Origin of the sequence: Agrobacterium vitis, assembly GCF_037039395.1 — a bacterium.
GTDB classification, from domain to species: domain Bacteria; phylum Pseudomonadota; class Alphaproteobacteria; order Rhizobiales; family Rhizobiaceae; genus Allorhizobium; species Allorhizobium vitis_E.
Map to the genome: position 1 here is coordinate 2,842,470 of NZ_CP146242.1, position 15,457 is coordinate 2,857,926.

The following is a 15,457-nucleotide window of genomic DNA, read 5'->3' on the forward strand; positions in this document are numbered from 1 at the left end:
ATGCAGGAAACTGTCTCGATTAACGGTTTGACACTCTGCCATAAGCATTCCGATGGCTGGGTTCGCTCAACTCTTCCGGATGTGTGCAAAAGCCCGGATAAACCGGTGCCTTACACCAACACCGCCTATGCCCGTGATCTCGCCAAAGGCACGACCACGGTATTCTCTCACGGTGGTGCCATGAATGGCATCAAGGGCTCTGAATTCTATCGCTCCTTCGGCGATGAACCCGGCAGCGGCGGCGGCGTCAAATCCGGCGTGCACCTGGACCGGGCAACATGGCTCTCCTGGTCGCCGAACGTGTTTATGGAGGGGCGTAATGTCACGCGGTTGACGGATCGCATGTTGCTGAACAAGGGCAATACGATCTCGGCGGGTGGGTATTTTACGGGAGATATTAAAGACGAAAAGAACAAAGATCTTTTAGAGGAGTTTTGCAAGGCCGCGTGCGAATGTCTGGCGGCTGGAACGATGAACCAACGTTGCGTGGCGGCGAAGCTAAAGGAATGGGCCAAGGCCAACGGGAAAAATGTTTATCCAGAGGCTACCTATATTCGGAGCGGTCCAGAAGGTGAATGGCGTCTATTGGGGGAGCGCGCTGACGGCAGTTTGCGTACAAGCCGTCCGAAGGGATCACGTGCACCAGATATAACTGACCGCGATAATCAAGCGATCGTCGAAGGTAAGCTGAGCAATCCCAACACCGGTTTCAAAGATAGATATAACCCCGGCCAGGAGGATGATTATGAAGAAATGGCAGATCAAAACAATCTTACTTTCGAAAAGGTAGATTTTGACGACTGTGATTGTGATGGAAAAGGCAGATCGAAAGAGGTTCGAAAAAAAGAAGCAGAGCAGGCAGCGAAAGACGTGAGTGTTGCGCAAGCATTGATGTCGATAGCCAGTTTTACTGCAAGAAGAAATCCGGTTGGTCTGTTTCTGGACATGCTTTTTACAGCTTCACCTGCTTATTAAATCCGGGATGATTGAGGGGAATTCAATGCAATGACTGATATCCACGCTGCCGATAAAGTCGAAATTAATAATTTTTCCGATTTTGATAAAATATATTTATCAGAGGGTGAGTACAAGGACGTAGTCTTCGGATTTGCCGCAAATTTTTTCTATGAAGGGGGCTCAACGAAAGAAGGGCGTATTCGGGGTAATAAACTATTGTCCCGATATCGTGATTTATTTCCTAGAGAAGTTAACCACTTTCATCCGTTTGGTGCGCGACGTCGCCGAAAAATCGATAAAATCGATCCAATTGATTACTACAATAAGTCTACGGATAAAATTTCCGACGCTGAAACCTATGGAGCCGGATTATACGGGTTTAACGCAGAATTCCATGTAAATGGAGCGACTCCATATACGATAGGAAACGTCGGGTCTTCAAAATTCAAGCGGTGGTCATATGTGGATGCTTATTTCCGTGCATCCTGGGTGGAGGTTCAAGGCTACGAGTTCTTGCTAAAGACGTTGTTGTCATGGCTTGATATTCTCAAGCCTAGTCACGGAACATTTGGCGTCTCGGTGCTGTTCGATACCGGCGGTTTTACCAGTCGTCAATGCGCGCTTGCCTTTCCTATTTTCACAAGATTTCCGGGTATGGATGTGCCTCGTCTCGGCACCTGGACTATCAAAGGTAGAGAAGAGAAGGACAAACGCTGGATCAGAACCATAAATTGGCTCACCATTCTCGATGACGCATTCGTCGAAGAACTAGGTGGATTGTCTCATGTCGAGGCGGAGCTTGGTGAAGATTGCCCGATTCACAAATGGAATGGCGGCATCATCATTCAGGCGGGTGCCGAACCACAGCTCGGTGACGTCAATCGTGGTGATGTCCCTGAAGCTTATCGGAAAGTCGCACGGGTTACAAAGCCAATTAGGTTCGACAATTTCGTACCGAGCACAATCAGCATCATTGAGGCACCTAAACCATTCGACCACCATGAAGAAACCGTAAAATGGTTTCGTCGCTTTGACTGAAACAGGCGCCCCTCGGTGTAAAGCGCACCATTTTCCTGGGGGAAATCACTTGGACTCAACGGATGTTTTGTGTGACAGCGAAAGACTGGAGCTTCCTTGATGAGATTGGTTTAGCATCCGAGCGCGGTGTTCCAATGTTGCGCTTCGGCTTTTATATCGATTTTGCGCTGCAAAAGGCGACGAGCCTTGAGACACGGCGGGCGATGGCTGATGTCATCTTAGAGTATAAATCGATATTCGCTGACAAGGTGACGCATTATATACCTGATGGTGCCCGCCGCCTTCATCCACTCACCGAAATTGATTATAATCGATATATTATGGAGCGGGCAGAAAAGCCCGATAATGTCGAGGAAGATGATTGTTTTGAAGCTTCTCTGTTTGGTTATCCAGAAGGTGGTGATCTTGATAATCCGACTATTTATTACGCGGAGGCCATTGGAAATACAGAGGCGCGCGAGTTCTCCCGAATTGGAATTTACCTTCCTGCAAGTTGGCCAGAACAGGTCGGCTATGAGAGTTTTCGATCGCTTATTTTAGGGTGGTGTGAGAAGCTAAAGCCGGCTTATGGCACCGCTGGCCTGTCAATTTTCTTCAATGAAGGACGTCAAGGTCTTTCTGACCGACTTCTTGCCTTCCCGATAGCGAAGCGCTTTCCGGGACTGGACCTGCCCGAGCAATCGCGTTGGTATGCTCGGATGAACCGTTTGCGCAGGCGAGCAATCAGGACGGTCAATTGGCTCACATTTATAGATGATGATTTTGTAACCGAACTTGGCGGCAGGACTAAGATCGAAAAAGACGTAGGCGATCTCTGTGCTTTATATCCATATGCTGGAGGGATCGTTGTTCAAGCTGGGGAAAGGCCTGAACTCGGTGATTTGAATAAGGGACAGATCCCAGAAGCCTACCGAAACGTCTCCAGAGTTCTCAAGCCTATTCGCTTTGATGAACATCAACGACCTCTTATCGATGCGCCGCGACCACTGGACTCTTTGGAAGAGACGCAAAAATGGGTTCGCCGATTTGATGAGTGACGCAATCAGGCTTCCGGCAGCCTCTTCCTCGTTGTTCCAGTTGGCGCTATAGCGTGGCAATTGAAGTTCCCGAAGCATGGCCTATTCGGATACGGGGCCTCGGCAGCGCTGTAACCTTAGCCGTCGAAACACTGATATTATGGGCAAAAAACATCTTACGCCTGAGATTGCCGATGAATTGGACAAAGTCGAACTGACACACAACGGCTTTGTCATTTCTCGAATCGGTTTTGCGCTTGAACTCTATTTTCTAGGCGGCGAGAGGGTGGAAACCCGTATGGCGCTTTGTCAAATGCTGCGTGATTACCAGCTTATCTGCGCGACGATCTTCATGAGGTTCAGAATGCCCCAATGCGCGGTAATGAACTCGCCTTCGACTTTCAGCACATCGATGACGTCGAATGTTATGCGCCGTCCGGTTGGCGGGATGCCGTTAAAGGGGCCGGAATGGGTAACGGAATAGACCTTGCGGGTGGTGACGAGGTCGCCTTCGGCGGTCTGGAAATCGATCTCGCAGACCGGTTCTGAGAAGGAGGCGTGGAACGCACGGTAGAATGTCCGCACGCTGTCGCGATCGGGGGCGAAGCCGGGCGTGGGTGTGTGGTCGATGAAATCTGGATGTATCAGGGCATCGAAGACGGCGTAATTGCCGCCGACCTGAACCTCTTCAATGAGTTTTCTGACAATCGCCTTTTTATGGTCGCTCATAATTCTTGCCTCTGTTCAGTTTAACGGGGAAATGTGCCGTGGAAGGCGGAGGCGTCGACAGGGCGGCGCGGGCTTGGTGTCTCGCGTCCGCGCAGCGCCTCGGGAAGCTGGTCGGCACTTGCGCGTCGTCCGATCGCGATGACCACCTGCATGGCATATCCCTCGGGCATATTGACCGCTTCGGCGGTCTTTACCGGGTCGATGCCGCCCATGGCATGGGTGGACCAGCCCTTCAGATGGGCCTGGAGAGCGAGATAGCCCCAGGCTGTTCCCGCGTCGAAGGTGTGGCCGGGATTGGGCACCTCCGCATCGCTGCCTGGTGGAATGAGAGTTGTCTTTGTGGTGATGACGATCAGCGCTGCCGCATGTTGCGCCCAGACGCGGTTTCCTTCCCAGAGCGCCGCGATGACCCCATCAAATTGCGGTTCTCCGCGAAAGCTGTAAATAAAGCGCCAGGGCTGGGCGTTCAGGCCGGAGGGTGCCCAGCGCGCCGCCTCCAGCACGCCAAGCAGATCCTGTTCTGAAATCGTCTCTTCGGTGAAGGCGCGGGGAGACCAGCGATCCACGAAGAAATCTTCGATTGGGTGATCCGCTGTGCGGGAGTTTGTCTTTACATCCATTATTGAACCTGCTCTCTTCTAGTTACCAGTCGCGCCAGGCTATGGTGCGGCGGTAAGCGGCGCAAGAAAGGGAGCGAGAAATTACCTGGTAACCCTGAGGTAACCGGGCAATCGTTTAACGTGATGGAAACTCTGGAAAACAACCTGGAAAATTGCCCCATACGCGATGTGCTTCACCGCGTCTCCGACCGCTGGAGCATGCTGATCGCTCTGCACCTTGAAGGGGGAACGCTGCGGTTTTCAGAGCTGAAGCGATGCATTCCCGATATTTCGCAGCGGATGCTGTCGCAGACGCTCCGGCGATTGGAACTGGATGGCCTTGTCGAACGCCGGGTCTATCCGGTTGTCCCGCAGCGGGTGGAATATGACCTCACTCCGCTTGGGCGTTCCTTGTTGGTGCCGTTTCATCTGATGAAAAATTGGGCCGAGGCCAATCATGCAACGATCCGCAAATCCAGATCGTTGGGACGTGATCGTTAAAAAGCATCGGCTTGTGGCGAATAGATCGATTAAGCGATGGGTCGCTGGTTCTTAAGGTTTCATGCGCGTATGACCGGTTGAATGCGCCGCTAAAAGCTTGGGACTATCGCTCCTCAAGGACCGCTCGGTATGGGCGCGGTTAGAGCGGAAGCCAATTGCGAAAACGGGTGAATTGTGGGGCGGAGCTTCGCGCTGCTTTTGCCGCGAGCTGTGGCTGCCTCTCATTTGAAAATACGCAAAATCTTGTTATTGCTCATTAATATCCAAGGCCCACCCTTGGAGACAAAGTCGCTCGCGCCGGTTACGGTGGGCGAAATCCTGATTTTTTGGTCTCTTGTGACGCTGAATGACTTTTTTTGGGTTGAAAAAAACAATCAAAAATTACAGTTACAATTCAGGGTAGTTTTACGCTTTACTGACTGCTAATTTTCGCGCGCAATCCTTAAACCTCCCAGGATTAACGAGGCGAATTATGAATGAAATTGTAAAACTTATTAGCAAGCATAATGATGTGAGAACGGGTGCTATTAACCTGATCGTCAGTGAAAACCGGATGTCTCCGGCCGCTTTGGCCGCTCTGAGTTCCGACCTTGCGTCCCGCTATGCGGCGCCATTTTATGCCGGTACCGATATTTCCCAGGAAATCGTCTCGATTACCGAGCAGAAGGCCAAAAAGCTTTTCAATGCCGAATATGTGAATATTTCCCCGATTTCCGGCAGTGCGAGCCTTATGGCGGTTGTGTTCGCGCTGACCTCACCGGGCGACAAGGTCGGACGTGTGCCGCCTTTCTTTCCAGGTGGCGGCTATCCCTTCAATTACGAAGTGTTTGACCGGGTTTCCTTGCCGCTTCCGTTCGATGACGATGAGTGGCAGCTTGATCTGGAAGCTACTCTTGAGTTGCTGGAACGGGAAAAGCCCAAACTCGTCATCCTTGGCGCGTCGATCTTTACCGTCCCCATGCCGGTGCGGGAAGTGGCCGATCTGGTGCATAGCTATGGCGGCATCGTCGCCTATGATGGCTCGCACAGCCTTGGCCTGATTGTTGGCAAGCAGTATCAGGACCCGCTTAACGAGGGTGCCGATATTCTGTTTGGCTCGACCCACAAGACATTCCCCGGTCCGCAGGGCGGCATTATCGTTACCAACAACAAAGAATTGAACGACCGCATCGACATCGTCTCCAATTTCACGCCATTGAACGGGCCGACGATGATTTGCAATCCACATCTGGCGCGCATTGCCTCGCTGGGCATCGTCATCGATGAAGTGCCGTGGGAGCGTTACGCCGAGCAGGTGGTGAAGAATTCGCGCGCCTTTGCCAACACGCTGCAAGCCAAGGGCTATGAGATGCGGGGCCAGTCCACCAGGAGGTTCTCGGAGTTATCCTATTGCCACCAGGTGCTGCCCAAGCTCGACCGGCAGATGGGCCAGGGATATCGTGACAAGTTGAAGCAGCATAACATCCATGTGGATGGCTTCATGCGGGTTGGCACGGCGGAAATCACCCGTCTTGGCTATGTCGAAGCCGATTGCACCCGCATTTCTGAAATCATGGCCGAGATCGTCTCCAGCAATCAGAATGTCATTCCCTCGCTTCGCCATGAAGTCGTCGAGATGAATGCCAACCACCAGCACATTGTCATGTGAGTTTGATTTTCCCTTCCTGTCGAACGGTTGGGAAACAAGTTTTCCAGAAAAGCAACCATGAAACGTAACAGGCCTGTCCGGTGCGATCCGGACCGGACAGGCCTGCTCTGAACCTCATATTTCTTCCGAACCCAATATTTTCTAGGGGGTCTTTATCGTGTCTTCGAAAAACATTTCGGCACCAGCCGAAAAAATCGTCAATCCCGGAAGCGTCAGCCAGACTGTCTATGATACAATCATCATCGGCTCCGGCTTCGGCGGCAGCGTCGCCGCCCTTAGGCTATGCGAGGCCTTCCAGAAGGTTGATCGTCCCAAGGGTGCCAGCAAGCCTGTGCTACTTTTGGAGCGCGGCAAGGACTGGTGGGGCAATCTGACAGGCCAGCCAACCACTGCGCCGCCGTTTAGCAACTATCGCCAGCCGGATGGCCGCGCTGGATGGATGACGAATGTCGAGCCGTTCGGTACGCCGCAATCCCCACCGGATACCTATGGCCAGGCAGAGGATTTGGGTGACGAGACGGCCAACTTCAATACGATGACCACTTATGCGCAGCGTCCTATCCCGGTCTATCCCGGCCTGGTCGAGACGCTTACCGCTTTCCAGGGCCCGGTGCCGACCATGACCGCCATTGTCGGCGCAGCGCTGGGCGGCACGTCGCAGGTCTATAACTCGTTCTTCCAGAAGCCGTCGCAACTGGCCTTCACCCTGGCCTTCCGCGACCCGGAAAATCTGGATTCCTATGACAAGGTGCTGCTGTCCTATGGCGAACTGGCGCAGCATTACGACACCGTTGAGCAGATGATGGGGCCGAAAACCATTGATGCCAAGGAAAACAAGGTGTCGGTGACGGTGCCGGTGAGCAGCGATGCGGACCTGACGGTCTCCTATCCGCTCAAGGACAGCCCGCCCTATCTCTCTACCCGTAGCTTCAGGGCGCAGGTCGCGAAGATCGATGAGGTCGTCAAGTCGGGCACTGTTGAAACGCCGATCCAGTCAGTCACGCTGGAATATACCAAGTTGGCGCTCGACTGGGGCGTGGTCTGCAAGGAAGTCAATGCCGAAATGCTGCCGTCCGCCATCATCGGCGAAATGTGGTATGGCATGAACAGCTATTCGGTCTCGACCAAGCCATTGGGCAAAAAGGAATTGCTGGGCGTCAAGAAGGCGCTGGACCAGAACTACCTGAAACAGGCCAAGGAAACCGGCCTGCTTGACATTCAATGCCTGAGCAATGTCACCAATGTCTACCAGGATCTGAGCTCCAACAGTGTGAGCCCGGTTTATGTCGTCACTGTCGAGGAGATCTCGCCAACCGATGTCGCCAATCCGACATCGGTGACCTATCGGGCGAAGAACGTGATCTTCTCGGCTGGCTCCATGCATACGGCATCGATGCTGCTGGAATATTCTAACAACCCCAATCCGCAAGCGCCTGACACCAATGGCCTGCCAGCGCTGAGCAAATATGTTGGCCAGTTCTGGGGCCAGAATGGCGACGTCACCGGCACCCAGGACATGAGCTGCAAGACGCGGCCTTCGGATGGTGGTCCCGGCTCGACCGATGCGTCCTTCTACTTCGTCAAGGACGAAAGCCTTGATGGCATCACCCTTCCGGACGACAAGCTGGAGGCGGCCTTCAATCAGTCGATCGACTACATGAAGAGCAATAATTCGGCATCTTTCATTCGCCTCATGCTTTATCCGGCCTGGTTTGACGAAGCCGACAATCTGCAAAACACCTATAATATGTCGGTTTGCTACGACCCGGCGCCGGGCTATTTTGACGTGAATTCGGCATCGACCAACACTTCGGGCCGCAAGACCTATAGCCTGTATTATCCCAATACGCCGGTGGCGGGTTCGAAGCCTTCCCAGGTTGGTGCCGGCAGTTCCGGCGTGCTGGATTCGGTCAATGCGCTTACCACGGTGCTGACCGAATGGGGTGAGATCAATGCCAGCACGGAGGGTGAAAGCCTGATCCGGCGCAACGGCCATCTCTCCTATCGCGGTGCACTGCCAGCACTGGCATCGACCGGGCAGTACCACGCCCGGGTCTTGGAAGGCTGGAACTCCAACACGGTGAAGGAGGAGTTCGTGGTGGCCTATGGCGTCACGGCCCATCCGCTCGGCGGCTGCGTGCTGGGTAAGGCCTGCGACAAACACGGCCAGCTCTTGGCGGCCGACGAGAAAACGGCGGTACCAGGCCTCTATGTGGTTGATGGTTCTCTGATTCCCGGCTCCACCGGTGCCGCTACCCCGGCCTGGACCATTGCCGCCGTGGCCGAATATTGCATGACGGAAATCACCAAGAAGATCGTCAGCCCCACGCAACATTGAGCCGCCCCGTCCACAGTGAAAGCTGACGGGTAAGCAATACTGATAGAGTTTGTCAGGGAAAAGTGGAACCCGGTTTTCCCGAAAAGACAAACGAAAACAAGAGTAGCTAGAGTCTGTCTGGTTCAATCTGAACCTGACAGAATCTAGCATGATAAAGGGCCGTGTGTTTGATGAAACACACGGCCCTTTTGCCATTTTCAGCCGTTTTTCATGTCTTCTGGCCAAAGAAAAAGGCCGGAAAAACCGGCCTTTCGCAAAATTACAGAGGACGCTTAACGCTCGCGGCGCTGGCCGCCTGCACCGGCGCGGGCCGGGCCGTCCTGACGCGGACGGTCGGGGCGGCGGGCCGGGCGGCCATTGGCCGGCTTGTTGCGGTTGGCCGGGCGGGCAGAACGCTGTTCGCCACCATCGCCTTCTTCGCGCGGGCCACGGCCTTGCGGACGGCCATCCTTGCGGGCCGGGTTGCCATGGTTGCGGTTTCCAGCACCTGCGCCAGCGCCGCCACCACCTGCACGGCGGGTCGGACGGGCAGGGCGACCACGGTCAGCCGGAGCTTCCCCGCTGGCGACAGAAATTTCGATACCCATCAGCCGCTCGATGTCGCGCAGCAGGCGGGCTTCGTCGGGACCGCAGAATGCAATCGCGATACCATCGCGGCCAGCACGGGCGGTACGGCCGATGCGGTGGACATAGGCATCCGGCACTTCCGGCAGGTCATAGTTGAACACATGACTGACAGCCGGGATGTCGATGCCGCGGGCGGCGACGTCGGTGGCGATCAGCGTACGGATCGAACCATCGCGGAAACCCTTCAGGGCGCGCTCGCGCTGGCCCTGGCTCTTGTTGCCGTGAATGGAGGCAACCGAGAAACCGGTGATTTCCAGATGCTTCATCAGCTTTTCAGCGCCATGCTTGGTGCGCAGGAAAACGATGGAGCGGCCATCGGGATGATCGGCAAGGGTCTTCTTCAGCAGCTCGGTCTTGTGGTTCTGGCCGTTGACGAAGTGAACATACTGTTCGACCTTGTCGGCGGCCTTGCCCGGAGGCGACACTTCGACGGTGACCGGGTTGTTGAGGAAGCTACCGGCCAGATCGGCAATCGCCTTCGGCATGGTGGCCGAAAACAGCAGGGTCTGGCGCTTGGCCGGAACCATTTTGGCAATCTTGCGCAGATCGTGGATGAAGCCCAGGTCGAGCATCTGGTCGGCTTCGTCCAACACCAGATGGGTGACGGCGCGCAGCGAAATCGCATTGCGGGAAATCAGGTCCAGCAACCGGCCCGGGGTGGCGACGAGAATGTCGGTGCCACGTTCCAGCTGAAGCTGCTGCTTGTTGATCGATGCGCCACCAACCACCTGGTTGATCTTGATCGGGGTCTTGCGGATGAAGGACCGCAGATTGTCGCCGATCTGGTTGACGAGTTCGCGGGTCGGGGCAAGGATCAGCGTACGGGTGGTGCGATTGTCGGGACGGCGTTCGTCCTTCATCAGCAACTCGATGATCGGCAGGCCAAAGGCAGCGGTCTTGCCGGTGCCGGTCTGGGCAAGGCCAATCAGGTCGCGACCGGCCATCACCACCGGAATGCCCTGCGCCTGGATGGGGGTAGGGGTCTCGAAGCCAAGCTGGGTCAGCGTGGCGACAACAGTCGGCGAGAGGCCAAGTTCGTTAAAACTGGTCAATTCATAAACCTTTCGGGGCGCCAAGACGTGAGAGCCACGATCGCCTCATTGCGATTATAGCGGTCTTTGGCGTCAAGAACCCCGCGTGAATTGGGAACTTGTAAGTTGGAAACGACTTTCGGTGCGTTTGACCGCTGATGCGGTCATATATGAAGCACCCATACCTTTTTTGCATGACAGTGCCGAAATAGGCAAAGCCGGAATGCAGTGGCGCGCTCACGCGGCGGCCGGAAGGCTGAAAGCTTGCGCCGCTTTTGCGCGTTCTGCGGCCAAATGTCAAGCGCCCGCCCGTCGTGGACGGGGCGGGCGCTGAATATTTATAGTTACACCGCGTTCGGGTGACTGGCGGCAGATCCGTTACCGGGGGCAGACCTGAACGCGGTAGCTGTCACCCCATTCATCGTAGCGTCGCTCGAAGTGGCAGGGCGCCGCATAGACCGGACGATAATAGGTCCGATAAACCGGTGGGGGCGGTGGTGGCGGGTCGTAGGACCGGTAATAGCGCGGTCCTCCATCTATTCCGTTGACGATGGCGCTGCCGACGATGCCACCGACGGCACCGGCTGCGACGCCACCCCAGAAACGGTCATCGGCCTTTGCGGCAGGGGCCGTCGCCAGCAGCGAAGCGCCTACCAGAGTGGCAACAAGGCCCGCAGACATACTCATGCGAAATACGGACATGGCTTGATCCTTTCAGAACTTTTTCTCCGAAGAGAATGGTATGAAGATGATCCTGAAACCGGGCAGATTGATGATGGAATTGTGGAGCCAAGATTAAATTATCGTCATTTAAAGCGATCGATGCCACAAGGGTAAATGGCATAAATTATTGAGATTAAATAATATTTTCTCAAGCTTGCGGCTGGCGCGCCGTCTCTCTGCCACAAAGACCGGGTGCTTTGATCTGTCTTGTGCGGGTTGCTCCGCCTGCTGGTAAAAAGCTTTGCGAAACAGGAGATTGACGGGATATTTTTCGGTTAGGCGCTTTGTTTTGTGTTTTGCCTGGTGATAGGGTTGTTTCAACAGCGGACAAGGACACGGAGAGGTTCATCCGTGATGCAGGCGGCTCGGGCAATAAAGGGGATTCCATTGCCGATAGAAGGCGGATTGCTCACCATAGCGTGCGAGAAAATCGCCAGGCTTGATGTGCCCGCTTTCATCAAGGATAGCGAGCTTCGTTTCGTTGCCGTCAATCCCGCCTTTGTCGCATTTTTCGGGGCGGATCTGGGAGAGCTTCTCGGCCGCCGGGCAGGGGAGCTGACGGACCGCCCGGAAGATCTGGCCTGGGAAGATGTCGAGCGCCGGGCGCTGGTGTTTGCGGAAGAGCATCTGGCCCTTTGTTTCGATCATAGCGGTCGCCAGCATTGCCGGGTGCAGATCGAGCGCTTCATCACCGAAGATGAAATGCCCTATGTGTTCGGGGTGTTTCGCGAGCGGCCCGGCCGGGTCAAGAACCGGGGCTGGAAGAAAGAGCCGCTGCCAGCCGGGGCCCAGATGCCTTCTGCCATGGTTGACGTTTCCAGAGGTGCCGCTTCTCAAGGCAGGAGTGCCGACATTGGTCATGGGGCGCCTGGTGCCTGCCTGCCAGCCGATTATGCCATGCTTCTCGATCTCATTCCGCTTGGTGTGCTGCTTCTCGATTCGCAGCTCGATATTGTCTATTTCAACACCAGCTTCTCCAGGATGTTCGGTGAGACAGCGGTCGAGCTGAAGACCGGCATGAATTTCCAGGCGGTTCTCGATGTTATCGGACGTGCGGGCGGCGATGGGAGTGGTGAGGATATTTCCGGACAATTCCTGGCAGCGTCGATAGACGAACCAGAGCCATCCCAGATCGCCATGCCGAACGGGAGGGTGATTTCGGCCCGGGGCAACCGGCTGGAAAACGGCCAGTTTTTGCTGCTCTATACCGATGTCACCGAGGCGCAGACCTATGAGCGCGAAGGCACTCTTTACCGTGCAGCGCTGGAAAATGTGCCGGAGCCGGTTTTTCTGCGCGATGGCGACCGGCGTCTGGTGTTTGCCAATGCCGCTTATGAGCAAATGCTGGGCGGCGACCGAACCCGCTTTTATGGCTTGCGCGAAGATGAGATGTTTCCCGCCGAAGGCGATGCCCTGCGCGAGGAGAATATCGAGATCCTGGAAACCGGATGCGCGACGGAGCGCGAACAGCTGATCATCATGCCCAACGGCGACACCGTGCCCTTGCTGACCAGCCTGAAGCGGATCGAGACGAAGGATGGCGCGCCTTATATCGTAGGGACATTGGCGGATGTTTCGCTGCTGAAGATCGGCGAGCGACAATTGCGCGAAGCCAAGGCCCATGCCGAAAAGCTCTATGACGATATAGAGGCCATCTTGCGGACCATGCCGGTCGGGGTGATCATCCTCGATGCGGATCAAACCTTGAGTTTTTCCAACCTCATGGCACGCAATATGGTGTGCTGGCCTGAGGACAAGGCGATGACCGGCACAAGTTTCGCGGACTATCTGCGCCACGCCCATGCCAATGGCTGGCCACTCAAGTCCGACGATGACGCCAGCCCCAATCTGGCGAGTTCTGACCCGGCCAGCCCTGACCCAGTCAGCCCTGAAACGGAAGCCCTGATCGCCGCCTATAGTCTTGAATTGCGGACATTGACGGCGGCGCGGCAAACCGAGGTGACGCTTTCGGATCGCCGGCATATCGTGGTGACGGCATCGCCGCTGGACGATGGCCAGATCATGCTGACTTTTTCCGACTATACCGAGCAGCGCTTGCGCGAGCGCGAGATAGACGAGGCGCGTGCCCGGCTGCAGGATGTCGGCAAGCTGCTGGAAGAGGCGACCCAGCACATGGCCCAGGGGCTGTGTGTTATCCAGAAGGATCGTATCCTCTATCGCAACGATAAATTGGCGGAAATATTGAACGTGTCGCCGCAACTGGTGCGCACGGGGGCAGATTGGCGTCAGCTTTTCGATCATTGCGCCGAGCGGGGCGATTTCGGCGACAATCCAAAAGGGTTCCTCGACCGGATGCGCTCAAGGCTGTCTGTTGACACTTCCGCCAGCGTCGTGGTGCAGCGGCGCGATGGTGCCTGGCGCAGCATCGAGGCGATTGTCAGCGCCGAGGACCGCTGGCTGTTCGTGATCAGCGATGCCAGCGAGGCGAAGCAGCGTGAGGCGGAACTGACCACGCTTGCGGCGCAGGCCGAGGCGGCGGACAAGGCCAAGTCGCGGTTCCTGGCCAATATGAGCCATGAAATCCGCACGCCGATGAGCGGCGTGCTGGGCATGACGGAATTGCTGCTGTCGTCCAATCTCGATGCGCGGCAAAAGACCTTTGTGGATGTGATCGTCAAATCCGGGCGCTCGCTGCTGACCATCATCAATGACATCATCGACTTCTCGAAGATCGATGACGGCAGTCTGTCCTTGCGGTCGGCCCCTTTCGATCCGCTGGCGGCAGTGGAGGATGTGGTCACCTTGATGGCCGGGCGTGCCGCGGAAAAGGATGTGGACATCCTGGTGCGCGGTCAGGGCAGGCTGACCCATATGCTGGCGGGCGATGCAGGTCGGTTCCGCCAGATTCTCACCAATCTGTTGGGGGAGGCAATCCGGGCCACCGACAGAGGCCATGTGCTGGTCGATCTCGGTTTGCGCCATGAAGAGCCGTATCTGGACATCGCGGTTCAGAGCCCCCGAGACCTCAGTAACGGGGTCCCGATGGCCGAAACGAGCAGCCGCGCCCGTGCGTGGCTGGTTCTGCGGATCGAGGATACCGGCCATGGCATGACGCCGGAGCAGTGCCGGATGGCCTTTACCAAGTTTTCCCAGATGAATGACGGGGCTTTGCATCATCGGGATGGGGCGGGGCTTGGGTTTTCGATTGCCGGTGGGCTTGTCGATCTGTTCGGCGGGACGATCGGGGTGGAAAGCGCACCTGGCCGAGGCGCCACCGTGACTGTCAACCTGCCCTTTGCAATGGCGGCTGAAAAGCTTCCGAGCCTTGCCGGCTTTCAGCTGCGCGGTGCCCGGGTCTTGGGTTTTGAAAGCAACGACATCAGCTGCGGCATTCTCAACGACCAGCTTTGCCGCTGGGGCTTCGATGGCGTGGCGGTCAACGATCCGGCGCTGGCGTTGGCCGTGCTGGAGCAGGCCGAGAACCAGAAAAGCCCGATTGAGGTGGTTGTGATCGATTGCTGCCGGCGCAGCGGCGGCGGACTGGATCTGGTGCGCAAGATCCGCAGTGACCGACGGTTCGATCCGTTGTCGATCATCCTGCTGGCGGCGGATGCCCCCTTCAATCTCGACAGAATGGCCGATGGGCTGAATATTCAGGCGCAGCTTACCAAGCCGGTGGGCGAAAATCTGCTGCGCAATGTTGTCATCGACGTGTTGCGCGGCGCGCGGCGGGGTGCAGCCTCCGGGTTCAGGGCGGAACCGGAGGCCGAGGCGCCCCCGATCTTGGACGGAGAGCAATCGGATCTGATGCGTTCGGGCGTGATGCAGCAAGAGCCAATCGATCTCCTGGTGCTGGATGCCGGTGAAGCGGAGCGTCATTTTTTCCATCAGGCCTTGCAGTCGCTGGGGGTTGGGCATGCCTGCGTGGAGGGGGAAAGCGAGGCGCTTACCCTCTGGCGCCAATGGCAGCCGGGCATGATGCTGATCGATCTCGTCGAGGATCGGGCGCGGGTGCTCGATATGGTCAGGCAGATCCGTGCCGAGGAAAGCCAGCAGCCACAGACCGCGCCGACCGTGCTGATCGGACTTGCAGGAGATCTTTCCACCTATGACAAGGCGGCCTGCCATAAGGCCGGTCTGGATGATCTCGTGCTCAAGCCCGTCAGCCCAGATCGTCTCCAGGACTGCATTGTCTACTGGTTGGGGGGATCAGCAGCGCAGACGCAGGCCATGGCAGAGGATCTCGGTGCGAGGCAGACGGCACTCTGACCGTGGGGTCGATCCGGCCG

General features: G+C 56.3%; 11 protein-coding genes. 7 read left to right on the plus strand and 4 right to left on the minus strand.

Going from position 1 to position 15,457, the window contains the following annotated elements:
* From V6582_RS15695 to V6582_RS15705, 3 genes are all read left to right on the plus strand, one after another.
* Window positions 1-975: a DUF4150 domain-containing protein gene (locus V6582_RS15695; protein ID WP_156630836.1), complete on the plus strand. Its 975-nt coding sequence runs from the start codon at window positions 1-3 to the stop codon at window positions 973-975.
* A 30-nt stretch (window positions 976-1,005) separates the two neighbouring features.
* On the plus strand, window positions 1,006-1,995 hold the full coding sequence (locus V6582_RS15700) for a type VI immunity family protein (protein ID WP_156630837.1): 990 nt from the start codon (window positions 1,006-1,008) through the stop codon (window positions 1,993-1,995).
* Between the two features lie 71 nt (window positions 1,996-2,066).
* Window positions 2,067-3,032, plus strand: a complete 966-nt coding sequence (locus V6582_RS15705) for a type VI immunity family protein (protein WP_197434299.1) — start codon at window positions 2,067-2,069, stop codon at window positions 3,030-3,032.
* Between the two features lie 303 nt (window positions 3,033-3,335).
* On the opposite strand, the gene V6582_RS15710 is transcribed toward V6582_RS15705, so the two are convergent.
* Together V6582_RS15710 and V6582_RS15715 are read right to left on the minus strand one after the other, a co-directional pair.
* Complete coding sequence (locus tag V6582_RS15710; RefSeq protein WP_156630839.1) at window positions 3,336-3,740, minus strand: ester cyclase; 405 nt, start codon at window positions 3,738-3,740, stop codon at window positions 3,336-3,338.
* 20 nt (window positions 3,741-3,760) lie between these two features.
* Window positions 3,761-4,360, minus strand: coding sequence for a nitroreductase family protein (locus V6582_RS15715; RefSeq protein ID WP_156630840.1), 600 nt, complete (start codon window positions 4,358-4,360; stop codon window positions 3,761-3,763).
* A gap of 123 nt (window positions 4,361-4,483) precedes the next feature.
* Between V6582_RS15715 and V6582_RS15720 the strand changes: the two genes are divergently transcribed.
* The 3 genes from V6582_RS15720 to V6582_RS15730 all read left to right on the plus strand — a co-directional run bounded on the left by V6582_RS15720 (window position 4,484) and on the right by V6582_RS15730 (window position 8,826).
* Window positions 4,484-4,840 carry a winged helix-turn-helix transcriptional regulator gene (locus V6582_RS15720; protein ID WP_041696949.1) on the plus strand — a complete coding sequence of 119 codons (357 nt, stop codon included), beginning with the start codon at window positions 4,484-4,486 and terminating at the stop codon, window positions 4,838-4,840.
* 472 nt (window positions 4,841-5,312) lie between these two features.
* Entirely contained in the window at window positions 5,313-6,488 is a 1,176-nt protein-coding gene (locus V6582_RS15725) for an aminotransferase class V-fold PLP-dependent enzyme (RefSeq protein ID WP_156630841.1), read from the plus strand.
* A gap of 157 nt (window positions 6,489-6,645) precedes the next feature.
* Window positions 6,646-8,826 (plus strand): GMC oxidoreductase, encoded by a 2,181-nt coding sequence (locus V6582_RS15730; protein WP_197434301.1) that lies wholly within the window; start codon window positions 6,646-6,648, stop codon window positions 8,824-8,826.
* Window positions 8,827-9,098: 272 nt separating this feature from the next.
* Here the strand turns inward: V6582_RS15730 and V6582_RS15735 are convergent, their stop codons facing one another.
* Both V6582_RS15735 and V6582_RS15740 read right to left on the minus strand, forming a co-directional pair.
* Entirely contained in the window at window positions 9,099-10,505 is a 1,407-nt protein-coding gene (locus V6582_RS15735; protein WP_081089007.1) for a DEAD/DEAH box helicase, read from the minus strand.
* Window positions 10,506-10,862: 357 nt separating this feature from the next.
* A complete protein-coding gene (locus V6582_RS15740; RefSeq protein WP_156630842.1) occupies window positions 10,863-11,186 on the minus strand; it encodes a hypothetical protein in 324 nt (107 codons plus the stop codon).
* A gap of 408 nt (window positions 11,187-11,594) precedes the next feature.
* On the opposite strand from V6582_RS15740, the gene V6582_RS15745 reads away from it, so the two are divergent.
* On the plus strand, window positions 11,595-15,437 hold the full coding sequence (locus V6582_RS15745; RefSeq protein ID WP_197434302.1) for a PAS-domain containing protein: 3,843 nt from the start codon (window positions 11,595-11,597) through the stop codon (window positions 15,435-15,437).
* Window positions 15,438-15,457: the final 20 nt, after the last annotated feature.

What these genes read in the sequence shown, in the direction of transcription:
- V6582_RS15700 (WP_156630837.1), top strand. Translation starts at nt 1,006, where the DNA reads ATGACTGATATCCACGCTGCCGATAAAGTCGAAATTAATAATTTTTCC.
- V6582_RS15720 (WP_041696949.1), top strand. Translation starts at nt 4,484, where the DNA reads ATGGAAACTCTGGAAAACAACCTGGAAAATTGCCCCATACGCGATGTG.
- V6582_RS15740 (WP_156630842.1), bottom strand. Translation starts at nt 11,186, where the DNA reads ATGTCCGTATTTCGCATGAGTATGTCTGCGGGCCTTGTTGCCACTCTG.
- V6582_RS15710 (WP_156630839.1), bottom strand. Translation starts at nt 3,740, where the DNA reads ATGAGCGACCATAAAAAGGCGATTGTCAGAAAACTCATTGAAGAGGTT.
- V6582_RS15695 (WP_156630836.1), top strand. Translation starts at nt 1, where the DNA reads ATGCAGGAAACTGTCTCGATTAACGGTTTGACACTCTGCCATAAGCAT.
- V6582_RS15715 (WP_156630840.1), bottom strand. Translation starts at nt 4,360, where the DNA reads ATGGATGTAAAGACAAACTCCCGCACAGCGGATCACCCAATCGAAGAT.
- V6582_RS15725 (WP_156630841.1), top strand. Translation starts at nt 5,313, where the DNA reads ATGAATGAAATTGTAAAACTTATTAGCAAGCATAATGATGTGAGAACG.